At 52.3% G+C, this 23,784-nt stretch carries 16 protein-coding genes; 6 read left to right on the top strand and 10 right to left on the bottom strand.

Features of this window, described 5'->3' with window-relative positions:
- Positions 1 to 90: 90 nt before the first annotated feature.
- Positions 91 to 1,563: a DUF1501 domain-containing protein gene (locus tag P8N76_13150; GenBank protein MDG2382609.1), complete on the bottom strand. Its 1,473-nt coding sequence runs from the start codon at positions 1,561 to 1,563 to the stop codon at positions 91 to 93.
- Positions 1,564 to 1,906: 343 nt separating this feature from the next.
- Between P8N76_13150 and P8N76_13145 the strand changes: the two genes are divergently transcribed.
- Complete coding sequence (locus P8N76_13145) at positions 1,907 to 2,242, top strand: hypothetical protein (GenBank protein ID MDG2382608.1); 336 nt, start codon at positions 1,907 to 1,909, stop codon at positions 2,240 to 2,242.
- A gap of 18 nt (positions 2,243 to 2,260) precedes the next feature.
- On the opposite strand, the gene P8N76_13140 is transcribed toward P8N76_13145, so the two are convergent.
- The 4 genes from P8N76_13140 to P8N76_13125 all read right to left on the bottom strand — a co-directional run bounded on the left by P8N76_13140 (position 2,261) and on the right by P8N76_13125 (position 9,211).
- Positions 2,261 to 3,583, bottom strand: coding sequence for a dihydroorotase (locus P8N76_13140; GenBank protein MDG2382607.1), 1,323 nt, complete (start codon positions 3,581 to 3,583; stop codon positions 2,261 to 2,263).
- A 6-nt stretch (positions 3,584 to 3,589) separates the two neighbouring features.
- Positions 3,590 to 3,763 (bottom strand): hypothetical protein, encoded by a 174-nt coding sequence (locus P8N76_13135; GenBank protein MDG2382606.1) that lies wholly within the window; start codon positions 3,761 to 3,763, stop codon positions 3,590 to 3,592.
- 79 nt (positions 3,764 to 3,842) lie between these two features.
- Positions 3,843 to 5,738, bottom strand: a complete 1,896-nt coding sequence (locus P8N76_13130; protein MDG2382605.1) for a Na+:solute symporter — start codon at positions 5,736 to 5,738, stop codon at positions 3,843 to 3,845.
- An 86-nt stretch (positions 5,739 to 5,824) separates the two neighbouring features.
- Positions 5,825 to 9,211, bottom strand: coding sequence for a secretin N-terminal domain-containing protein (locus P8N76_13125; GenBank protein ID MDG2382604.1), 3,387 nt, complete (start codon positions 9,209 to 9,211; stop codon positions 5,825 to 5,827).
- 657 nt (positions 9,212 to 9,868) lie between these two features.
- Here P8N76_13125 and P8N76_13120 point away from each other — a divergent pair.
- Positions 9,869 to 10,240 (top strand): hypothetical protein, encoded by a 372-nt coding sequence (locus P8N76_13120; protein MDG2382603.1) that lies wholly within the window; start codon positions 9,869 to 9,871, stop codon positions 10,238 to 10,240.
- Positions 10,241 to 10,479: 239 nt separating this feature from the next.
- Here P8N76_13120 and P8N76_13115 read toward each other — a convergent pair whose 3' ends face one another.
- Both P8N76_13115 and P8N76_13110 read right to left on the bottom strand, forming a co-directional pair.
- Positions 10,480 to 11,880, bottom strand: a complete 1,401-nt coding sequence (locus tag P8N76_13115) for a porin (GenBank protein ID MDG2382602.1) — start codon at positions 11,878 to 11,880, stop codon at positions 10,480 to 10,482.
- A 290-nt stretch (positions 11,881 to 12,170) separates the two neighbouring features.
- Positions 12,171 to 12,518, bottom strand: coding sequence for a hypothetical protein (locus P8N76_13110; GenBank protein ID MDG2382601.1), 348 nt, complete (start codon positions 12,516 to 12,518; stop codon positions 12,171 to 12,173).
- Positions 12,519 to 13,454: 936 nt separating this feature from the next.
- Between P8N76_13110 and P8N76_13105 the strand changes: the two genes are divergently transcribed.
- Both P8N76_13105 and P8N76_13100 read left to right on the top strand, forming a co-directional pair.
- Positions 13,455 to 14,078, top strand: a complete 624-nt coding sequence (locus tag P8N76_13105) for a carbonic anhydrase (protein MDG2382600.1) — start codon at positions 13,455 to 13,457, stop codon at positions 14,076 to 14,078.
- A gap of 84 nt (positions 14,079 to 14,162) precedes the next feature.
- Positions 14,163 to 16,172 (top strand): SulP family inorganic anion transporter, encoded by a 2,010-nt coding sequence (locus P8N76_13100; protein ID MDG2382599.1) that lies wholly within the window; start codon positions 14,163 to 14,165, stop codon positions 16,170 to 16,172.
- Positions 16,173 to 16,222: 50 nt separating this feature from the next.
- On the opposite strand, the gene P8N76_13095 is transcribed toward P8N76_13100, so the two are convergent.
- From P8N76_13095 to P8N76_13085, 3 genes are read right to left on the bottom strand one after another with little or no spacing between them, the layout of a single operon-like run.
- Entirely contained in the window at positions 16,223 to 16,843 is a 621-nt protein-coding gene (locus tag P8N76_13095; GenBank protein MDG2382598.1) for a molecular chaperone TorD family protein, read from the bottom strand.
- 3 nt (positions 16,844 to 16,846) lie between these two features.
- Positions 16,847 to 19,669 carry a molybdopterin-dependent oxidoreductase gene (locus tag P8N76_13090; protein MDG2382597.1) on the bottom strand — a complete coding sequence of 941 codons (2,823 nt, stop codon included), beginning with the start codon at positions 19,667 to 19,669 and terminating at the stop codon, positions 16,847 to 16,849.
- A complete protein-coding gene (locus P8N76_13085) occupies positions 19,662 to 20,507 on the bottom strand; it encodes a 4Fe-4S dicluster domain-containing protein (GenBank protein MDG2382596.1) in 846 nt (281 codons plus the stop codon). The genes P8N76_13090 and P8N76_13085 overlap by 8 nt, the downstream gene beginning before the upstream one ends.
- A 360-nt stretch (positions 20,508 to 20,867) precedes the next feature.
- Between P8N76_13085 and P8N76_13080 the strand changes: the two genes are divergently transcribed.
- On the top strand, positions 20,868 to 21,338 hold the full coding sequence (locus P8N76_13080; GenBank protein ID MDG2382595.1) for a hypothetical protein: 471 nt from the start codon (positions 20,868 to 20,870) through the stop codon (positions 21,336 to 21,338).
- A 409-nt stretch (positions 21,339 to 21,747) separates the two neighbouring features.
- Entirely contained in the window at positions 21,748 to 23,466 is a 1,719-nt protein-coding gene (locus P8N76_13075) for an ATPase, T2SS/T4P/T4SS family (protein MDG2382594.1), read from the top strand.
- Positions 23,467 to 23,784: the final 318 nt, after the last annotated feature.

Below are 23,784 nucleotides of genomic sequence, written 5' to 3'. Positions count from 1 at the left end.
GTTGCATCCTTTTGATGGAATTGAGCAGCGCGCAGCGTCACCCTGCTCAAGATCGTGCAGCAAGCACCGGCGGTGAAACGATTCTTACAGTTAGCCGTAGAGTGACGTGACCGCCGCGGACTTCACCATTTCACGAGGCTGATTCAGGTGATTGTAAACAATCATTTGCGGATTGAGGCCGACAGCGTGATAAATCGTCGCTAACAACTCAGTCGGATGAACCGGCTTTTCCAACGGCGCGGAGGCCGTCTTGTCCGATTGACCGTAAACAGCACCCCGCTTGATACCTGCACCGGCGAGGCATGCGGTGTAACAGTAAGGCCAATGATCACGTCCGTCATCGGAATTCCCGTTACCTGAGGTACTTAAACCGCGCTGTGGACTGCGACCGAACTCGCCCACTGCGACGACTAAGGTCTCGTCAAGCAAACCGCGCTCATCCAAGTCGGCGATCAATGCCGAGAGCCCTGAATCCAACATAGGAGCGGACTGCGTCTTCATCCGTTTGGAAAGATCGACGTGATGATCCCAGGAATGGTTGTCGGAGTTGGCAACCTTGGGCCAAATGACTTCGACGACTCGTGTCCCGGCTTCGACCAATCGACGAGCCAGCAGGCAACTCTGACCGAATGTGGTCCGTCCGTAGGTATCACGCGTCGCATCCGGCTCCAATCTCAAATCAAACGCCTCACGAGCTCGACCGGAAACGATTAAACTCAACGCCGTATCGTAATAAGCATCTAAATCATACTTGGCAACAGCCCGGTCAATGTCGGGCATTCCGGCATTGATTAAGTCGCGCAAACGGGCCCGGCGCTGCAATCGAGTGGGTGTTACTTCGGATCGTAACTTCAAATCGTCAACATTGACACGATCCATCTTTGCCATGTCCATATCCCCACCGGACGGGAACAGGGTGTACGGATCAAAAGCACGCCCCAAGAATCCGGCCGTACCGCCTTTCCCGACCACATTACTTTCCTGCAACGGTCGTGGCATCATTACGAATGGCAGCATCGGCACTTCAGGCGGCTTCATTCGAATGATGTTTGACCCGAAGGTAGGAAAGTCTTTCGGCGTCGGTGGTTCGAGCTGGCCGGAAGGACTGACCTTGTCCGCCGTGTATCCGGTATGCATCTGGTAGATGGCCGCCGTGTGGTTAAACAGACCATTTGGCGTGTAACTCATCGAACGAATCAAAGTTAGCTTGTCGGTGATCTCAGCAAGCTTCGGCATGTTTTCCGTGACATCAATACCGGGCACTTTGGAAGGAATTCGCTTGAAGACGCTGCGAACATTATCCGGCACATCATCCTTCGGGTCCCAGAGATCCAAATGGCTGGGTCCACCTTGGAGATAAACCATGATCACGCTCTTGGCTTGACCAAAGCCTGGTCCGCCAGCATACGTCTCGTTGCCGCGAACCTCTTTTTCCGACTTGAGAATCCCTGCCAAATTCAATCCAAGCAACGCCGATCCGCCCACTCGCAACAATTCGCGCCGTGAAACACCATCGTTCGAATCACAAAGATCTTTTCCACGCTGTCCAGGAATGACGAGCATTCGATTATCTCCTTCGAGTGAAGCCAAACACGATTGCCAGGAACAAATCAAACAAAGTCGATTTGAGGCAGAACCGAGTATAGATCTGATCTAACGGCAGTGTCAAATCTTGTCGTACCCGTTCCGGCCAATCTTTACAATCGAATCGCCATTCCACCGCTAAAATTCGTCAAACGGCCGAAATTCGTGCCGATTTTTGCCTATTCGCTCTTAATTCGACCTTCTGATTGCAAATTCATCTTGGCCCATCGACGTGCATCCGTTACAACCCGCCGTCCCTTCCTGGCATGAGTAACTTGTCTGGCTCAAAAAACGGCCGTTCTCGGAAATGGAGTCGTCAAACATGCGGATCACGCTGTCGACCGTCGCTGTCATTGCGTTGCTACTGGTCTATGCAGCACCCGTCGCGCTCTCCTTGCCATCCACCTGGGCAAGCGACACGATCGCCCAACGGGGCCCTTCGCTCAAAGATGAACTCCAAAAGGGACTTAAAGCTCGCTTACCCTCAGAATTTGCCTTTGTCGACAGAGTGGTTGCCTTGGTCGACGCTGGGCGTCTGCCCTCACCTCTCGTACGAAGCACATTCGGTTGGGCTCGCCGCAAAAAGCCGTATCCATTCCCCTACTTTCAGCGAGCGATGGTGTTGCGAGCAGCCAAGATCGGCGTGGAGATCGAATAGTTAAAACCGACCGACTGGTTACGCCCAATAACCACCTCTTTGGTGATCGAACTGAACCTCGTCACCTCGGTGCGATCGATCGACTCCATTGGCCCCAAATACTTGATGGCCCCGCACCCACGTAGCGACCGGCCAACCCTGCAGAACTTGCTCGTGCCAAGGGCTCCATCCACACTTCGTCAACTGGTGTTCATTCAAAACAGGTTGACGTTTTTCCAAATCAACCAAGACCAAATCGGCATCATATCCCTCTTCAATTCGACCTTTGTTGACCACATCCCAAACCCTGGCCGGTGCATCGCACATCCAGTGAACCACTTGTTGCAATGTACAGCGACCGTGATTGACTTGATCGAGCATCAATGCCAACGAGTTTTCCACGGCGGGTAATCCTGAGGGGGAATCGGGATAGCGTGTTTGTTTCTCAGTCATTGTGTGAGGTGCATGATCGGTCGCAATCACCTGGATCGCCCCTTCCAACAACGCTTGCCAAATCCCCTCATTGTCAGCCGGATTCTTCACCGAGGGATTCATTTGCACCAATGTTCCCAACCGGGGGTAATCATTAACGTTGAACAGTAAATGGTGGGGACAAGCCTCGGCCGTTAACAATGAATCATGCTCCCGGAACAAGTCGATCTCAGCCGCCGTCGACACGTGCAATACATGAAAGCGATGTCGGTGTCGTTTCGCCAAATCGACAGCGCGACCCGTTGCGATGAATGCTGCCTCGTGATCGCGAACTTGAGAATGGACAGCCACATCGTTTGACCCAGCCAGGCGAGCCGCATTAGCGCGAACAGTTGTCTCATCCTCGCAGTGAGCTGTGATCGGCAACGTCGTTTCCGCGAAGATCGCTTCGAGCGCAGCCTGCTCATCAACCAACATATTGCCAGTGCTTGAGCCGATAAAGATTTTGATTCCAGGCGTTCGCTTTGCTTTTTTGAGTTCCGACACATTATCAACGGTTGCACCGATATAAAAACCGTAATTGACGATACTATGCTGAGCTCCCAACTGCAGCTTGGCTTGCAACGCATCACAACTTGTCGTCGGCGGAACCGTATTGGGCATATCAAAAAACGTCGTTACACCCCCTTTCGCGCAGGCCGCTGTGGCATGCGACAGATCCTCTTTGTGAGTCAGACCAGGCTCGCGAAAATGCACCTGATCGTCAATCACACCAGGCAACAAATGCAGTCCGGTTGCATCGATTACTTGATCGGCCGTCTGCTGGACTGCCGGGTCAATCCGCGCGATCTGATGACCTTCCATCAAGACGGACACCTGGGCCATTTCATTGGGTAGAACTACGGTTGCGTTTTTGATAAGTGTCGACATCGTGTATCACTGTTGCTGTTGTTGCTGTTGTTGCTGTTGTTCGAGTCGCTGCAAACGCTCCTCAATCTGTGTCAATTTGTCGAGAATGAGGGCATGCACATAAACGGCATCCATCCCGACGGGGCTTTCCGCATCACTGATTTGCTGCACGAGTGGCGCAAGTTGGCTCTTCGCTTTCATTTTCATTTCCTTTGGCGTCTATTGCATCCTGTCGACGGGGACCGTCATTCAGCTCAGTTGCCTCAACCCACCCGATCCCTTAAACGATGTTCTTCCAGCCGATACGTCGGGTCAGCAAAATGACCAACACCGCACAACCGGCAGCCGCCAGCAAACAGACGATGCCGCGCAGATTTTGTCCAAACAGCAACATCCCAATTGCTGGAATCGTCAAATAGACCATGCCTGCCGCGATAATCGCCGCCAAAATGGCCCAACCAAGATGACGATCGACTTGGACGTCTGGCGCTTGTGCGGCGATCGGTTTCCAACCGGGGCCACCCGGGCGAACTTTTTTGAAAAATGCTAAGAGCGTTTGGTCACTTTCAGGCGGAGTCAAAAAGGTGACAATCAACCAAGTAACAATCGTCAAGATAGCCACCACGAAACCTTGCACTTCTGACGGTTCGACAAATTTCGCGAATCGTCCCAAAGCGGTTTCGCCACTCGGATCATCTGTCACCCACTGAGGGAACCAACGACTGATGATGAGAAAATAGCCCAACGAAGCAATCATGGCGACGATCTCAGACCACGCGTTAATCCTCCACCAGAACCAACGCAGCATGAAAACAGCTCCCGTCCCAGCACCTAATGCAACCAAAAGTTTCCAAGCATCATCGACGGATACGTCTCGCATTTGATATGCCACAAATCCACCGATGAACAAAACGCCCAGCGAAACGATGCGTGAAACGTTCGTCAACTGGCGATCGCTGGCGGTCGGTGCAACGAAACGCTGATAAACATCACGCATCAGATACGAGGCCCCCCAATTCATCTGCGTGCTAATGGTTGACATGAAAGCAGCGAAGAAGGTTACCAGCATCAAGCCTCGCAAACCATGAGGGCTCATATCTCGAATCACCCAAGCGAAACCGCTCTCAGGTTTTAATCCGTCATATCCTGGCACAGGCTGCCCGAGTCCCGCCTGGCGAATTTCCGGATAGGCGGCCAGTGCCACAAAGGCGACGAGCAACCAGGGCCATGGACGGATGCAATAATGGGCGACCTGATACCAAAGGGTCGCCAACAATGCATGGCGTTCATCCTTACAAGCCGCCATCCGCTGAACGATGTATCCTCCGCCACCCGGTTCAGCACCTGGATACCAGGTTGCCCACCACTGCACAAACAAGAAAATCATGAAGATGTGAAGTGGCATCCAAGGATCGGCTACTTGGAAATCGGGCAAGAATCGAAAAGCTTGTCCATCGCCAAAATTCGCCGCCACTTTCGTCTGCAAAGCCTCCATGCCACCAATGTGCTCGACCGCCACATAGGCCAACATGATGCACCCAGCCATGGCGACAAAAAACTGAATGAAGTCGGTAATTGCGACGCCCCATAAACCCGACAGGCTGCAATAGATACCCACCACCGTCAAACAGGCGATGATGATCAACCAGTCATCCCAACGACCGTCTCCAAGGATCGGCCCGGCCCCGGAAAGCACTGTTTCTTTCAAGATGGTCAACATCGCACCGGTCACCCAACCAATGATGATCGGGTTCACCACGAGCGCGATGTAGAGTGCACGGACAAAACGTAAACTGGCTGCTGGTTTCCCTGCATAACGCAATTCAACCAATTCAACGTCGGTCAAGACTTCGGCACGGCGCCACATCCGAGCGTAGACAAAGACGGTGAACATGCCACCCAATGCAAATGACCACCAAAACCAATTACCAGCGAGCCCGTTCTTGGCAACCAGTCCCGTGACAGCCAACGGAGTATCGGCGGCAAATGTCGTGGCGACCATCGAGGTGCCCGCGATCCACCAGGGCAACGAACGGCCCGAGATGAAATAATCGGTCAGGCTCCGCCCGGCACGCTTGCTGAACCCGAGGCCAATCGACAAGGTAACGCCAAAGTAGGCGACGATGATCAACCAATCAAGATAATTAAGAGTCATGACCAGCAGGATACATGACAAGAGAAGCTCGGAACATCCTAGCGCCGAAAAAGTCGTGAACAGACACCGTTCGCGCTCGGATTCACGGGACCTTTAACGCCCCGTGATTACCGTCTACCACGGCCCGATCGCTTACCACCGCCAGAGCCTGATTGCTGGAGAGCTCGCATGAATTCCAGGCCGCGGCGCATCTCGTTCAAATCGTTACCGGGTCGGGATCCGCCCCGTTTTTTTTGCGACTGTGAGGCGGAATCCGCCGATTTGCTGGAGGATAAACTACCACCGCCCGAAGCGGTCGACGTCGGAATTTGATTCGTAGAGGCGGAGGGCGCTTCGCCGACCAACTGAGCCAGGGCCTGCCGCACCAACTCCGGATCGGCCTTCCGCAACGTGATCACGCGTGTCATTTCCATCACCGCATTATCTACTTGATCCAAATGCCCAACTAACACTTTCACTTCTTCAAACAGAGCATCAGGAGCAGCAACAACCAATGAATTCCGCCGTTTATCCACACCGATTGTCAATTTATTTTGTTCTTCCGCAGCACGATCTCCGCCACCTTTGCCTCCGCCACCACGCAGAGCCTTGATGAACTCCTCCGGTGACGGCTGCCGTTGTGACCCGCCACCATTGGCAAGTCGGTTCGCATAAACTTCCCGCACAATCCCCGCGATTTCTTCTGCACTCGTGTTACGAACAGGAATTAATCTCGGAGCCGGGATGGTCTCTACAACGACCGTGCTTTTGCGTTGATCGATCACTTCCAACATCGCTTCGATTAACTGCATGTCTTGAAGATTGGCTTGCACGATGAGAAAGTTCAGACGTGGTTCAGAGATAATTTTGAAGGATCCGGATGATGAATAAGACGCAGCCCCCCCATCGCCATCGAGGCCTAACAATGATCCAACAAGCCCGCCGCCCGCATCTCCCAAAGCCGCACCGGCGAGACTGCCCAACAGGCCCCCGCCCGCGGGTGCACTGTTCGCCGACGATGCACCGCCTCCTCCCAGCACATCCATCAGGACAGCAGCGGCAGATTCCGCCGTCGCGTGCCGCAGATAAAAGACAGCAAATTCGCTGCCCGCCATCTCGCGTTCTGACAATGACAGTAACAGTTGTTCAAACTCGTTCAATGCCTCAAGATCACGAGAAGCAATCATCAATCCTTGCGGACTCTCGGCTACCACGATATCGGCACCAGGAACACTTTCGCGATTGTCCTTCGCGATTGCAGCCAAATCGCTCATCACATCCGCATTCTCCTGGGTCGAACGACTCGGCTGAGTGGAATCCGATTGAGGTGAAAGCACCATGAGTTGAGAGATAGGGGTCATACCCAGCCATGGCAGGCTTGCTTGGTCGATTTCGGGAGCCTCCTTCCGGGCAGTCGGAATCGGAGAATCATCCATTGCCCAAATCTCCTGGAATCGATCATGCTGACCACTTCGCAAGGTCCCCGGCACGGAGATGCGACGTTTTTCTGGCGGACCATCGGGGGTATTCGAAGCATCGCCGTCTGAATCGGTCGGGTTGTCGCTGGGGACAATCGAGCGACCTTCGGCAGGTACGAAGGCACGAATCCGATTCTTGCGCATGGTCGGCCAGATTTGTCCCGCTTTCTCTAATAAAGAGCTGGCTTCACCGGGTGACATCGACAGGAGTCGAACGTTTCGTGACCTTTGGAGATCGCTCGATTCGTCCGCATCCATTTCCCCCATTTTCTCCATCAGTGCGCGGATCTGTTCAATCTGCGATTTGGTTCCACGAACCATCAATTGTCCAGTTGTGATGTCCGCATCAACACGAGGTGCCGCTCGGCCACCTTCCTCCCCCGAACCAAACAGCTTGTTGATCGATAGCATCGCAAGTTGCGGATCGATATAGCGCAATTTCAAAACTTCAATCGACTGACCATCTCGTTCCATCTGGTCAAGCGTCGCCCGAATCGTCGCATGGTGAGAAGGAAGGCCCATGGCCACTAGGTTGCCCGTTTTCGGATCCGACGCCAAACGCACGTCGGGTTCGTCTGCCAACAAGGTCTCGACGACCTGTAACACGGACTCTGGATCAGCGGACTGAACGCTGTAAAACTCGATCTGCGGGGTGTCCAGAATGCCCTGACTCGGAGGCACATCAACTAACTCGATGATATTTTCCACTTGCGAAATCAAATCGGCCTTTCCCTTCAGCATTAACCGCCTGCCCGAGGGATCCACCGTCATCCGAAACGATCCATCCGGCGCAGCATCCATCTCCTCGGGAAATCCCATCATTTGGCGAATGACGGGCAACGCTTCCGTCGGTCGCACATGTTTCAGATCGACCAAGGTTACTTGCCGACTGCGCAGGTCATCTGGATCTTCCACCGCCTGCAACACATCCCGGATGGTCCGCAAGCGTCCAGCCGTTTCAGTCACCAACAACTGTTTTGCCTTGGAGAGGACTTGGACCGCTCCCTGCGGTCCGATCAAGGCACTAATTTCCTCTTCGGCCTCTTCCGGAGCCACACGTTCCAATGGGAACAAGCAACTCACCAACTCAAATTCACCACGACGATCCAGTTCGCTGACCGGCACCGTCGTGACTAGATTGGGCGGAATGCCATCTTCTAAATTGATCAGCAACAACATTCTCTCGCGACGAACCAGAACATAGCCCTTCGTCAATAAGACACTGTTAATGAGATCGATCGCTTGGGCCGGAGTGTAGCTCTGATTATCGGTGTAATTGAAGGTTCCCGGCGGTGGCGCGTCCAATACCAAGGATAAATCGGCTCGCTCGGCGAACCAGTCCAGCACGTCGCTCCAGGGTGCGTAACGAAAATTAAATCGCAACTGTCCATTGCCCGAGGCCGGTCCCGCTTGGCGTTGATCGTCAGTGCCAACAGACCGATCGGGGTCGCCAGTGGCGACCTTGTCAACGACTTGCTCCCCTTTACTTCCTTCGGAGGCTGCCAAATCACGATCGACCGTCGTCATGCGGCCCCAGTTTTGCCGTTGCGTTTCATTCAGAATTTTGTTGAGTTGCCGTTCATATTCAGCTCGCACGGTTGCTCGGCGCGACGAGTCGGCTCCCGTCAATTCTTGATCACGCGCTTGCAGCAATTGCTGAACTTGTTGCTTTTGTTCCTTTTTCAAATCAAGCTTAGTGGCAACGTCCGCATCACCTAATGCGCCCAAGCCTTTTTCCTTTAACTGCGTGACTCGGAACGCGGCTGCTTGGCGAGAACTTAACAGCTTGAATCCTTGTCGCTCAGATTCAGTCACAAAATCGGCAAGTTTCTGTTTTCGGGCAGCCGCTTCGAGCCCTCGCGATGAAATGGCCAGCTCGAGTGCCTCGGATTCGCGACGATCGATCAGTCGATTCAATTGATCCAGTTGACGAGGCGAAAGCTCAATCTCCCTGGCGATCTCAGGACGAACCATGGTGGAAAGCTGACCCACAAACGTGGGGTCTGCAGCCATCGCGGTCGTTGATGGGTCCATCATCAGACAGGCGACCAACACGACAAACCGACACGAAAAGGTCAGAGAATTAGACAACTCAGAAATACTCATATGATTCAATTTGACTCGTAACGAAAAGCAGACGATCCCGAAGACTACTACCCGCGATAACCAGCGATTGTTTCGCATTCGGTGCCGAGATTTTTTGGTGAATATCCGCTGGCAGACCTTTTTGAAAGGCGCCCTGACCGACAGATACCGTAGTTTCTATGGTAACTCCGAGCCATAAACGTCGCTAGATTCGTTACCAAGTTAAGCTGCCGAAGCCTGACTCCAGTAGCCTGAGTTCACCGTTTTCCTTCTTCAGCCAGCGGATTCCCACCCAGATGTTCAGCTTGATTAATCGCCCTTGGATCGGCCAACAGCATGGGTCGAAGCAGCAGAACGTGATTCTCTAGCCAAAAAAGGCCCGCAGGCGATAAACGCGTGCGGGCCAACAAAAGTCAAAAACGGTGGAATTCCACTCACCTCGCAAACAGAATTCGAGCGGGTTGCGACCTCATGTTATTTCGACCAAATCTTAAAAGCTGACTTCAAAGCCTTGGTACGTTGCTTGACACCCGACGGAGTGCTTTTCCCCAAAAGTAATGCCTTCGGTGCTGCGTTCTTAGCAGTCGCTTCTGGCGGAGCCTTGGGAACGTGATGCCCTTCACCTTCCGATTCATGCTCGTGATGTTTTTCCACGCTCACATCACAACCATTGCCACAACAACCATCTGCACCGCATTGGGGAAGCTCCGCGTTCCATTCGTACTTGCAGACCTTACACTTGTACTCGAATTTTTTCAGTACGCGTACATATTTGGTGCAAGCGCCATTGTTGTAACGGCAACACTTGACTCCACAATTGCCATTGCAATTCCCGTCACAGTAATCGTCGCAGACACCGTCGCAACTTCCATCACAACTGGGGCTTCCACAGCAAGCCCTTTTCTGCCACGGGAACACGATACGAGGAATACAGACGGCTTTCTCCTCGACGCAATAACAGTTCTTCGCTACGTCCTCTAAATCGACAGAGAGCTCACAAACGTGATCGCAGCGTGGACACTCCGTCTTGCAACAACAGGGGTTGTTGCTTGCATGCTTACCCGCCCAAATGGACGTGACGAAACAAAGCAATAGGATCACAGGGATCAGGCGAGAAATATTTTTCATCGTTAAGCCTCTTAATGAATTTAACCTTTTTCTGGCTGAATATCTCTAGCGGTAATGGCCGCCTCGGAAGGACGAGCCTCCTGTAATCCGGTCTAGAAATCGACCATGAAACGAGCACCGAAGATGTTGTAGTCCCCAGCGTCACCGGCAACGAGTCGGTCACTGATTTGACCATTGAGGTAGTTAAACTGCATCCGAGCGTTAGGATTCCACCACCAATTCAAGCCAAAGGTGAAGCTTTCACCGATCCCGCCCAATACGTTCTCATCCGTGTAATCACCATACGAGTAACGTCCAGCGATCTGCCATGCTCCCCATCCACAACTGCAGCCACCGTCACAGTTACGAACCAAGAAAAAGTTCTCGAGGGGTTTCGTGCGACCAATACATCCAGTCCGTCGATCCCAGGGCGTATATTCACCGGTCAGCCAGTAGGCGACGTAGACGTATCCACCACCGAAATTAACGTCCGCTTGATTGAACCGCTGAGCTTGGGAAAACATATACTCACCGACGACGGAAAGCGAACCGAAGTTGCCTACACCCTCGAGGCCACATAGTTGGTAACTGTTGGCATTAAAATTACCCGTATCAAGCCAACGGTTCTTACTTCGAGCTTCAGGTCGTGTGCGAAATCGCCCATCATCGCCTCCACCCGGAAAGCAGGCTGCACCCGAAATGGCCCAATGAGCGTATCCACGGCCACCGGAAACTTCGTCATACCAAATCGTGTTCGCTAGACGCGCGGCAACTTCCGGCTGGTAGTTGTTAGTTCGTTGATGACCTAAGCCTTGAAGATCATCCATCAAGAACGTACCGTATCGCCAATTCCAACGCTCGTTTTCCGACACGCCGTAGGACTGAAGACCAATCCGTCGAGCATCTTGGTTGTACGCTTCAACGACAAAAGGACGTTCCATAAAGACGTTGTAACGACTGGAGTTCAACGTATCCAATCCATAAGGTCGTTTTTGATTACCGAGCAAAACTGTTTGCAAAAATGGCAACTCGGTCCATCCGAAAAAAGCATCCTTCATCGTCGGCTCACTAGGAACCGCCCACTCCATTTCAATTTTGTATCTCATGGTCTCATTGACCTTGCCCGACACACCAAATCTCAGGCGGCGGAAACCAATGAAGTCGCCAGGCTGTGTATTCGGATCCCCTGTCTCTAACTCGTTCGCCAAGGGTGACTCATTGGGGAAACCCCAATAGTCGAGATGCAGACGTCCAAACCACTTCTGCGTGGGCTTGCTAATAATCTTGACTTCCTGGCAAGCTTCCTCAGCAACCTTGTCTTCGAGGACAGTTGCTTCCAACTCGTCAAGACGTCGCAGCAAATGATCAAAAGAGGTTTTTGAAACGGTCATTGTCTCTGCTGGCGAATCATCAAACTCACCTGAAAAACCGAGTTCACTACTTATCGAATGACTCGACACAAACGTCGAAAACAACAAGATCAGTAGCGCTCGACTGCACCCATATCGATCCATGATATGACTCCGGCAAATTTAGGCCTGCTGGGTAAAAATGTACTGCTGCTAAGTGCTGTTCGCCGAGCAGAGTTCCGATGTAACCTTCGAAAAGGCGTTGCAAATCAAACATCGGCGAGTCCTAATAGGATTAAACATTAAGATTCAACCTATTCCGGTGCTATCACGACACGAGCAAATCAATTCTTTGATACAACCTCTACCGACTTGATCCTCGCCAAAAAAAGCTTAATCCATACAACTTGCCAGCATCGAACACGGCAAAACATTCGGTGCTTTCCGCAAAAAGACTAAATCTTTTCGGCAGCGCCCAGCTTTCCACTTTTACGGTGCCGAAGAACAAGAACGAGCCAAAGACGGTCGCGAACTCTCGCCGCTAGATTCCGAACGGCATCCGCTTGCCCCAAGGCTTCACGACAACGCTCATTAGTGCGCCATTTAAAGTAATCCAGCGACCATTCCAAAATACGGCAACGACGGGAAACACGAACGCTGAAAAGCTGCTTCGTAACCAACCGGCCTGTTGCGAGTTTCAGGCCAATTGTCAAACAGCCGATCAATCGCAAGTATGCTAGCACGACCAGCGCGTTGAATTTGATTTTCTTGGCTGCCAGTTCACCTCCTTTCACCGATTTCACCACGACATCGTGCTATTTGCTCAAAGAAGCTTCGGCGCAATAACTGCGTACGACCAGCCGTTCACATGTTGACAGCCATTCCGAACCTGCATCCGCGTTTGCTTCAATATGAAGATACAATGAAGACGTGCGGGCTGGACAAAAACTCACCCCCTGCCCCAAATGAATAAGTGCATGCAGTTCATGGCAACGTTCGCCGAGTAGCCGTACAAAACGCGGTGGTCAAGAGACTTTAAAATCTCAGGGCCAAAAGCTTAGCCGCTTCGTTGGCGGACATTTTGCTTGCGTTTTGACTTAGCAACAATCGATACCTTGTCATTTTGCCTCCTGGTAACCTATATTAATCCAGCGCGAATAAACTTGTAATTTGTCGCAGCGTTTCGTACTTTCCGGTCTTTCGTACGGTTGTGAACTGGAGAGAAGATGTGGTTGAACAACGTTGTTTTTGGAAATCTTGATTGCACATGAGTCCGATCCACCGATCATTTCAGCTGATGGGTGCCCTTTGCCTCAGTCTGTTTGCTTTCATACCAGTGTCAGAAATCCCTTCATTGAGCAGTTCTGAACCACTGGAAGCGGAAGTGATTTCTGAAGAATTTCATGCCAGCCGCCCACGACGAGCCTGGTACCTTAAGGAGCGTCCGCCACAAGGCAGACAGCGTCCCGCACTGAGTCAACAACCTCTCCAGCATCTATCAAATCTACTCCACCCTACGGGCCATCGATATTCGAACGGCTGTCTTGCGCCATTGGTGGTTTAGTTTAACTGTCTCGCGATGGGTGCATATGCTAACACCTAGCAAGTCTCCATTACTACGGTCAATTCTGGCAAATGCGCCCGGCCGATAGTCTCGCCAAACGTCCGTTATCGTCAGTTTGTTTTGAACAAACCATCGACTGAAATCAAAAGACTCAAAGATTGGAAGTGTTTCCATCATGCAAAAACTTATCGCGGGCATGGACAAGTTTCAAAAAGAAGTTTTTGTCACCAAGCAAGGTCTATTTACGGATCTGGTAAGAGGGCAAAATCCCTTAGCCTTATTCATTACTTGTTCGGATTCTCGCATCGATCCGAATCTAGTGACTCAGACCGAGCCAGGTGAATTGTTTATTTTGAGAAACGCTGGCAACCTCGTTCCTCGATATGGTTTGGGCGACAGCGGCGAAGCTGCCACCATTGAATATGCAGTCAGCGTACTGGGAGTCAAAGACATCGTCATTTGTGGCCATTCTCATTGCGGAGCGATGAACGGCTTGCTCCATCAAGAACAACTGCAGCAACTCCCTGCCGTCCGTTCCTGGCTCAAGCACGCGGAATCCACGCTTGAGATGATGGAAACAAATCATGCTCAAATCACTGACCCGGCAGCCCGATTGTCGGCAACCGTGGAAGAAAATGTGCTGGTTCAACTTGAGAACCTGCGTACTCATCCCTCAGTAGCTGCGGCCATCGAGCGAGAAGAATTAGGCTTGCACGGCTGGGTTTACGAGTTCGAAACGGGCCAAATCAGCAGTTATCAAACCGAAGAAGGTAGCTTCCTCCCCATCAAACTAAGTTGAACGTTGAACTCCGACCGACCCTTTCGCGCCGTAGTTCGTCAGAGCAACGGAGCATCTGTTTGACGGAAACTAAGGATAAAGAGCATGACAGGCGACTCAAAAACTTCCCCCGAAACTTCGCAACCCACGCCAACTGCTGATACTGGCATGTTTTCCGCCCCCAAGCAGGATTTATTGGCCTCAATCGTTGTCTTTCTGGTCGCCTTACCACTCTGCATGGGCATCGCGATTGCATCAGGTGTCCCGGTGGCTGCCGGACTCATCACCGGTATCGTCGGTGGCATTGTTGTCGGCTTACTAGCAGGCGCACCATTACAAGTGAGCGGACCCGCTGCCGGACTTACTGTGATCGTTTACGAATTAGTCAAAGAACATGGCTACGAGGTTCTTGGTCTTGCCGTCTTAGTCGGTGGTTTGCTCCAACTAATCGCCGGTTTGCTCCGATATGGTCGCTGGTTTCGAGCGGTTTCCCCGGCGGTCATCCATGGGATGCTAGCCGGTATTGGCGTTTTGATTCTGGCGAGTCAGTTCCATGTCATGGTTGACGATGCGCCCAAAGGGAGCGGCCTTCAAAACCTATTGTCGATACCGTCCGCGATCAAAAAAGGGCTGCCGATACCGGAGCTTGGTTCTGTCGAGGAACGAACCGTACGACGAGATCTTTTACAAGAATTTGGGTCGTTACATGAGCAACAAGTCCAGCTTCGGGAACGGATTTCAGAACGAATTCCAATCAGTCCGGAAGAAGCTGGGACGAGTGCAACCACGGATCATGATTCAGCCCCTGTATCAGCTGACATAAAGCAACTTGAACCGCTTGCTGCAACACAGCAAAAACTAACAGATCAACTCAACAAACTCATCAAACAGATTGAATCGACCAACATCCTGAACTCCGTCCGCAATCCTGAACAATTAAGTAAAGCAACTCGTGAGTCGCTGAAGCAGATGCAGATCTCGACGAGTGAGCTAGCGGCCGGCAGTGCTGAAAAGATTCGTACAACGCAAAAACAGATTCAACTTAGCTTGGAAAATGTACTGACCCAACTTAAGAATCATGACTGGGCGGCGAAGATCGGCATGCTCACGATTTGTTTGTTGATACTCTGGAAAGCCTGCATTCCTGAAAAATTCAAGCTCATTCCTGCTCCGTTGGTGGCAGTCGTGATCGCCACAGCACTCACCGTATTCCTGGTACTGCCCGTGCTCTACGTAGAAGTGCCGGACAACCTATGGAGTGAAATCCATTTCCCTTCGCTGGTCGTCATCCAGTCCGTTCCCTTCAGCGTCATCTTGCAGGCCGGTATCGTGCTGGCGATCGTCGCCAGTGCGGAAACCCTGCTCTGCGCCACCGCGGTAGATCAAATGCAAACCATCTGCCGCACAAAATATGACCGTGAGTTGGCTGCTCAAGGCATCGGCAACATGATCTGCGGCTTCTTGGGCGCGTTACCGATGACAGGCGTCATCGTGCGAAGCTCAGCCAATGTTGATGCCGGAGGGCGAACGAGATTATCAGCTATCCTGCACGGCGTCTGGTTACTCGTATTTGTTTCGCTACTGGCTTTTGTGCTAAGAATGATTCCCACGGCAACCCTGGCTGCGATGTTGGTCTATACGGGCTACAAGCTAATCAACTTTAAAGCGATTCGAGATCTACGAAAATGCGGTTGGGGTGAAGTCGGAATTTACTTTGCAACGCTCGGCACAATCGTATGTACCGATCTGCTCACGGGTGTCTTGACGGGAATTGCGCTAGCGGCAGTAAAACTGCTTCACACATTTTCTCGTCTATCAACTGATCTCAAAACAGATCCAGCAAACGAGAAATCCACGCTACGTTTGCAGGGCGCTGCCACCTTCATCCGCTTGCCTTTCCTGGCATCCGCCCTGGATGAAGTCCCCGAAGGCTACGAACTGCACATCGATTTCGAGCACTTAAGTTACATCGATCATGCCTGTCTCGACCTACTCATGAATTGGGAAAAACAGCACACGAAGAAAGGTGGGTCGCTGGTCATTGACTGGAAATCCTTGAATGCCAGCTTCAAGCGTCCAGGCAGTCAAAAACAACCGACTCAGAAACAGAGCTGAGTCACATTCAGAGCGGGCAAAACGATGTTGGCCCACTCACAAAAGTCAATTCACTCAGGGGCTGAAACCTCATTCAAGCCAACCGTTTCCAATTCCAAGAACTGGCGAGTCAGTTTTGGCAAGGAGCGATAGAAGTCGGTCGTCGCTCGCGATGCTGACGCGGCAAGCAGTTCGCCGGGCCACAGCAAATGGCGAACTGCGTAACAGCGGCCAATTTCGAGCAGATGATCCAACGAGTCGCCTTCTGACTCCGCGACGAGTTGCAGAATGTGGGCCATCACGTCGAGTTGGACTCCCAGATGATCTAGCAGCATTCCGCTGGCAGATTCCGCCGGTTCAAAGCGGACTACTTCGCAAAACTGACGCATTGAGACCGTTGCCTCGCCATCAAGTTGACCACTCTCCCAGACCGATTGATACGGTGGCAGATGGTTTTTCGGACCAACAAACAACTGGCAGAAGTCAATCGCCAACTGTTCGACCGTATCCGCATCATTCGTTGGCAGAACACCGCCCGCAGCCAAAAACGATTCACTGAGGGATGGATCTTGCAAAACCTCCAATAGTTTCGCGTCCAACTCGCGTTGCCAGAGTCTGGCCAACAACCGATAGGTGTTACTTCTGGCGCTCGCATCGCGGGCAGACGACAACGGTATCTTATTTTGGCTCAAGGGTCATCCAACCTTGGTTACTTTAACGACGGTGTCATGAAATGATTGCTGGCCGCTGACAGGGTCAGGTGAAATCGGCATCAAACGATTTTGATTCCAACCGTTCCCCGTATTCGGCTTCCACTGTTTTGGGTCGTTACCCGATTCATCCTCCCACCACATATTACGTTCCCAATCGGCATCCCGATAAGCTTGCCCATCACTGCCGACAAGATGTCCATCGCTTACTGGTTCCTTACGAGCCTGTGCCACGCTCGTATACTGCCAATGCCCACAACTATTGCTCATAGCCAAGGCGCGTGGATGAATGCCTTCCATCGTCACAATCGGCACGCGCATCGTGGCGACCGACCGACGCCCATCGGTCGTCGGCAAATCGTCACGTTTGAGGTGCGGCGACTGTTTTTCCAACTCAGTCGAATAATACGAAGTGAGTTCAATCCAATCCCCATCTTTCAAACCGAGCTTTGAAGCTGTTTGAGGATTAATCCAAGCAGGATTGGAATGCACAATTTCAGCCAACCATTTTAGGTTCATCGTGCGACCATGATTGTGCACATTCCACTTGAAGCTTGTCATGATCATTTCATCGTCGGCCAAGTGCTGATGTTCCACAGGTTGAAACCAAGTTGGCATGGGATCAACCTCCACATCATGGCCTTGATGACTGGCGGGTCGACTTTTTGTTTTGGAAACTCCACTCCGAGCGATGAGTTCTGAGCAATCCTCATTTCTGCCGATTTTTTGTACAAACAGACTCCGAATCTCGAATTTACGGCTGGGGGTTTTAAATCCGCGCAAGGGCTTTCCATCCTGCATAATGCCAATCCCAACTTCGTCTTTCAAAATGACGCCAGAAGTTGGATCCACCACGGCTCCCTGCATTTCATCATCGGCAAGCGGAATGTTATACGGTTCGTAGAAGGGCTCGCGTTCAGCTTCCCAGGCCCCCTCATCCAACAATCGCTCGAGTCCTTGCTTACCCGTTTCGGGATTCTCCGGCACGTTGGACGCCCACTCTTCCATATATTCTTCGATCGATTCCTTATACCATTCCTCCATTCCTCCGCCGATTCGTTTGGCCAATTCAGGAAAGAATTCTCGCACGTCTTTTGATTCACCAAGTGGCTCAATCATGGGTGTGCGTAAGCCCACATAAGGTCGCAGATTGTAGGCTCCGCGAGCGTCGAGGTCCCACCGCTCCAAATAGGTTGCCCAAGGCAGAACGATGTCGGCGTAATGAGCCGTTTCGTTATAGAAGCAGTTAATACAAACGTGGAACTCAATCATCTTCTCGTTAGTAAGCACTTGCTGCGTGAGGCTTTCCTCTGGCCAAGTCAGCGGCGAGTCAAGATTATAGGTCATGTAAGCTTGTAGCTTGGTACGCCCCTGTAACAGATACAGGTACACCAATTCACCAACCCGCATCCTGCGCCAGACATTCGCCAACGGATACTCCGGAGGGTCTTCGAGAACGCTCCACGTTTTTGCTCCTGGCGGCATTTTGGGCGTCTTCACAACCGGGTCTAACCCACCCCAAGGCGACCAACACCAACCACCTTTTTTCCCAACACTACCAACGAGCGCGTTAAGAAGTTGGATCGCACGATCGTTATAAAAACCGTTGATGTGTGCCGAACTGCCTCGATTGCACATGGTCGTACAAGCCGGCGCCGCGTTGGCAAATTCAATCGCGATTCGGCGAATATCTGCGGCAGGGATTCCACTCAACCCTTCCGCCCAATCGGCGGTATACGATTTGACATGTTCTCGTAACTCGTCAACGGTGACATTTGTCCAACGACGAATAAATTCAGCATCGTGCAGGTTTTCTTTCAAGATCGTGTGGCACATGGCCAAAGCCACGGCGCCATCAGTTCCCGGAAAAGGTGCAAACCATTCGTCACTTCCACCGGCCGTATTCGACAATCGCACATCAAAAGTAACCAGTTTCGCGCCATTCTTAAATCGACCGTTTTGAATACGAGTCGCAAAGGGGACATGCCCTTGATGAGCCTCAAACGCATTACTGCCAAAGTTCAAGATGTACTTCGAGTGTTCAACATCGTTAAGATCCCAATCACTCTCCCACAAATAGGTCAAATTCGCAGCGCGTCGATTTCCGGAGCATAAAGCCCGATGACTCAGTTGTGTCTTGGTCCCGTAAGCATCCAAAAACCGCTTCAGGGCATCCTTACTGCGCTGTCGTCCTTGATGAAAGGCAAACTCCTCGGGATGGCCACTCTCTCGCACGGCCTTCAGCTTCGCGGCGATTTCGTCCAGCGCCTCATCCCAGGTGATTCGTCGCCATTTCCCCTCTCCGCGTTCACCGACTCGTTTGATCGGGTAGAGCAATCGCTCGGGATGATAAAGGTGATTCAAGCCTGCATGACCGCGTGCACAAAGATGTCCTCGGCTGTTAGGATCGTTGGGATTGCCTTCAATCTTGATCAAACGGCCGTCCTTCACATGGCCGACAATGCCGCAAACCGTGCTGCACAGCTGGCACATTCCTGGCACCTGCTTCACATTCTTGTATTTGTCTCGATCCGGCCAATTACGTTTTGCGAGAGGTCCCGGAAGCTGGCAAACACCCGGTGCGGCACCCACGCCTCCTAACTCATAAGGCAAACCTTTGATTCGATTCCACTTTTCTAAATCGATCCCTTGCGGAAGTAGTTGCTTGCCAGAATTCTTTGTTTGACTTTCCCGCTCTTGTCCCTTGGCAGAGGTTGCACATCCAAGCAGTCCTAGAGCAGCCAGACCTCCGTTGGCGGCGACGCCGAGCTTCAAGAATGCACGTCTCGATTCGCGTCGATCATTCATGATTTTCTTCTCCAACGGGCTTTTTCCTCCATCGATAGATGTCGTAGCTCTTCGGATTGTATGATTCGCCCTCACGAGGAATGTCTGGTTCGGCTTCCACCAACGCCCGCCCCGAGAACCACATGCGAGGCTTCGTGTTTTTCTCGGGACGTAACTGTCCGACTCCTTCGGCGGCCTCGGCTTCGGCCATGGCAAGGGACACTTTGGAATCGGGGTCGTTCAAATCACCAAAGTAAAGCGCTTCCGATGGACATGTTGGCACACAAGCAGGCTCCATTCCGTTCTCTGTCCGGTGATAACAGTTGTGACATTTGACGGCTTGCTTCGCGACCGGATCGAGATAGATCGCCCCATAGGGACAAACTTCAGCACAAGTTCCATGCCCACAACAAGTGTTGTAATTGACGGCAACGGTTCCACCCGCTTCCTTATGAAGCGCACCGCAGGGACAGGCTTTGATACAGGGCGCATCTTCGCAATGCTGGCAGGACATTGGCATGAACAATCGGGCCACCTTGGGATAGCTGCCAACATCCTTGTAGAACGTCTGCCGAATGTAATTCCCAAGCGGCACGTCGTTTTCAGATTTGCAACTGACTTCGCAGGCATGACACCCGAAACATCTTCGCGTGTCGATGAACCAACCATGTCGTTTACCGTCATCGGGCGCTTTCATTCTGTCGCGCCAAAACTCTTCTGGCTGGAATTTTTGCTCCACCTCACTGGCAGTCGCCTCCTCGCTCGTCACAGCGAGCGAGATCACTGGCAACGCCGCAGATGCCTCCTTTAAAAACTCTCGTCGATCCGACTTATCGCCGTTCGTATTACGTGTGCTCAAGTTGTCTTCTTTCAAAACTATTCCTCACAAAAAATTCTGTCCTGCCAATCACGTCCTGCGGCAGTCCAAAGGGCAATGAGCCGGTCTCGAAGAGGGGGCGCCAACAGATTAGGGATCATTAAGCTACGAAAGTGTATCAATTAGATTTTGTTATGGCAATTTACTTCGCAATCACAATCGATCTTCGGCTGAACCGCTCTCCGGACGGTTGGCGGGAAAAGGTGCACGCCAGCCTCCTCAAGAATTTCAAGCCTTTTTTCCTTCACTCGGCCTCGGCCAGGTTGAGCTGGTCCCAACGAGTAGTTTTCGCCTATAGTTGGCCAGCGATGGTTTGAAACCCCGAAGGCAAGGAAGCAAACGATGCTGGCTCAAACTTTGATTCAGTTGGCTGCCGCTCTGCCCGTGATTTGGCCCGGTCATGCGGCAGCTCCCCAGGCAATTCAATCGTTGAATCGGCCGATGAGCGTGTCACAAGAGCCCGTCATGAATTCACCGCCGCTCAGCCCAGCGGAATTTGAACAAATCTGTAAGATTCGCCAGACGATCTCGTCACAACATCGGCCGTTGGCCGATTCGCATTTTCTCGGCGGCGACTCGACTGAATTCCGCACCCACTTATTTTCGCAACATCCACGGGATGCTCCGCCCATCGAGCCCGCATCGGTTTCACCGCCGGAACAGACGGGTGAACTGCAGACGCGCGAGTTACGACAAGTTGGCGAAAATTTGGATGCAGCCGCCAATCGGCTTGAGCGACGTCAACTGTATGAAACGGCCGATGAACTACGGGCCCTCGCCCAGCAATTGCGGCAGCTTGCCAGAAAGCGCTGAAGAAACGAGGATCGGGAGCTCTGGGGCGGGGAGCTCTGGGGCCCCGCGGCCGACAGATGTTAGGTAAGCTTGACACGACCGTCGAGAAGCTTGGCCATCGTCAACCCACGAAAAAGGGTTGATCAAAGCCTCAACCTGCACACCTCAACCTGCACACCTCCAATCCGGCACGATCGTGGTAACAGAACGCCCAACTGTCTCAGACTGTCGAAACGTCCTAGCCTCGTGACCCGCGTAGATTGACAATCATTGGAGGGGCCACTACTCTGGGCCATTAAGCAAGTTAGGGCAATTCTGCCGCTTGGCGGTCTCGAATCTTCTGACCGTCTTTTGCTTTTGCCCGCCCTGAGCTGCAATCCGGAACGTGGTAGGGCGGCCTGTTTTAGCTGAAGCAGAGAAGGACAATTCGATGGCGATGTTTACCGACATCCTGATTCGCAATGGCGTCATCAGTAAAGAACAACTCACCCACGCTGACCAGGTCTCTCGCGATCAGGCCACGAGCGTCGGCGAGGCGCTCGTCAGCCTAGGTTACGCAACGGCTGAACAAGTGATGCGCACCATCGCTGAAGAGCACAACTTAGAATTCATCGATTTGAACGAAACCTCCATTTCGCCCACTGTCGTTGAACTTGTGCCTGAGTCAGTTGCCCGCGAAAACACGATTCTGCCACTCGATGAAGCGAGTGATGACGCGTTACGCGTGATCGTCAGCGATCCGCTTGACCTGGAAACATTCGACAAACTGCGTTTCATCCTCAATTGTCAAATCGAAATCGCTTTGGCGACTCGCGAGAGCATCCTGGAAGCGATCAACCGGTATTATGGCCAGATCGAGGGTGAAAGTGCCGACTCGATGCTGCAGGAATTTACCGATACGGCGATCGATTTCACCGAAACCGAGGAGGCTTCTAGCGACAATTCCGAGGTCGTCGACGAACACAGTGCCCCGATCGTCAAGCTAGTCCAACTGATGATTGCCGAGGCCGTACAGTTGCGAGCCTCTGACATTCACATTGAGCCGTTCGAAGACCGCGTTCGGGTTCGATATCGCATCGACGGCGTCCTGGTCGAACGGGATAGCCCACCCCGCCGCTTGCTGGGCGCTTTGCTCAGCCGCATCAAGATTCTCGCCAAAATGGACATCGCTGAGCGTCGTCGCACCCAAGATGGTCGAATCAAAATCACCACCGGGGACAAGGAACTGGACCTCCGCGTCAGCGTGATTCCAACCAATCACGGCCAATCGGTCGTGATGCGACTGCTCGACAAGGACAACATTAAAGTCGGCGTCCGACAGCTGGGCTTGAACGAAGCAACCTATGATCAGTTCACAGGACTGATCCGACGGCCAAATGGGATTGTGTTGGTCACCGGCCCGACCGGCTCTGGCAAGACCACCACTTTGTATGCGGCCTTAAATGAGCTCAATCGACCGGATCGAAAAATCATCACGGCAGAAGATCCGGTGGAATATTACTTACCGGGGATCAATCAGGTGGAAGTCCGTCACAGCATCGGACTCGACTTTGCCCGCATCATTCGCTCCATGCTGCGTCAAGCGCCCAACATCATCCTGGTGGGTGAAATGCGAGACATGGAGACCGCATCGATGGGTATCCAAGCGTCTTTAACTGGACACTTGGTATTCAGTACACTCCATACGAACGATGCGCCCAGTGCGATGACACGCATGGTCGACATCGGAGTGCCGAATTATCTGGTGGCAAGCAGTGTGATCGCCGTTCTTGCCCAACGTCTGGTACGCGTTGTCTGCTCCAAATGTAAACAACCCCATACAATTTCCGACGCAGAATTAGCAGATTCGGGCATTTCGGCTGAGGCAGCCGCTGAGGCCACCTTCATGAAAGGAGCCGGCTGTGCGGCCTGTAATAATGGGGGGTATCGAGGCCGAATTGGTATCTACGAACTCATGATCATGACCAGTCGAGTTCGCGAACTGGTATTCGAAAATGCGTCGGCGGTCGACATCCGTGAGGTGGCGATTAGTGAAGGTATGACAACACTTTACCGCGATGGACTTGATAAAGTTTTGCGTGGCGTGACCACCTTGGACGAGGTCTATCGGGTCGCCAAGCGAACCGAATCGGATGTCGCGGCAGGCTAAATAGTTGAAACGATCAAATGGGCGGCCGATCGAGCCAACTGATGGCCGGCAGGGGGGGGGGCGGAACTTCAATTCGGCAAGCAGAAACAAGTTCGTTACTTCGCCAAAGCGGATACAATGGAGATTGCCCTGCGGGGCAGTTGGCAACGGGTGGGGGCCGCTGCCAACGACAGACCGTATCATGTCAACACGATCGCAGTTGAGCGATCAAATCAACGAATAACCGGAGATAAACTTGTTTCATCGCCACAGAATGTGAATAATCTTCGGCAACTGCAACGCCATTGAATAGGGGCCGGTGGCGTTCTTGTCGATCCA

It is taken from the genome of Pirellulaceae bacterium (assembly GCA_029243025.1).
Classification (GTDB): domain Bacteria; phylum Planctomycetota; class Planctomycetia; order Pirellulales; family Pirellulaceae.
Note: the sequence above shows the minus strand (reverse complement) of the source record. Positions and strands in the feature narration are given on the sequence as shown.

Coding starts and splice junctions, on each gene's coding strand:
- P8N76_13150 (MDG2382609.1), bottom strand. CDS start 1,563: ATGCTCGTCATTCCTGGACAGCGTGGAAAAGATCTTTGTGATTCGAAC.
- P8N76_13145 (MDG2382608.1), top strand. CDS start 1,907: ATGCGGATCACGCTGTCGACCGTCGCTGTCATTGCGTTGCTACTGGTC.
- P8N76_13140 (MDG2382607.1), bottom strand. CDS start 3,583: ATGTCGACACTTATCAAAAACGCAACCGTAGTTCTACCCAATGAAATG.
- P8N76_13135 (MDG2382606.1), bottom strand. CDS start 3,763: ATGAAAGCGAAGAGCCAACTTGCGCCACTCGTGCAGCAAATCAGTGAT.
- P8N76_13125 (MDG2382604.1), bottom strand. CDS start 9,211: ATGATGGACCCATCAACGACCGCGATGGCTGCAGACCCCACGTTTGTG.
- P8N76_13115 (MDG2382602.1), bottom strand. CDS start 11,880: ATGGATCGATATGGGTGCAGTCGAGCGCTACTGATCTTGTTGTTTTCG.
- P8N76_13105 (MDG2382600.1), top strand. CDS start 13,455: ATGCAAAAACTTATCGCGGGCATGGACAAGTTTCAAAAAGAAGTTTTT.
- P8N76_13100 (MDG2382599.1), top strand. CDS start 14,163: ATGACAGGCGACTCAAAAACTTCCCCCGAAACTTCGCAACCCACGCCA.
- P8N76_13090 (MDG2382597.1), bottom strand. CDS start 19,669: ATGAATGATCGACGCGAATCGAGACGTGCATTCTTGAAGCTCGGCGTC.
- P8N76_13080 (MDG2382595.1), top strand. CDS start 20,868: ATGCTGGCTCAAACTTTGATTCAGTTGGCTGCCGCTCTGCCCGTGATT.
- P8N76_13075 (MDG2382594.1), top strand. CDS start 21,748: ATGGCGATGTTTACCGACATCCTGATTCGCAATGGCGTCATCAGTAAA.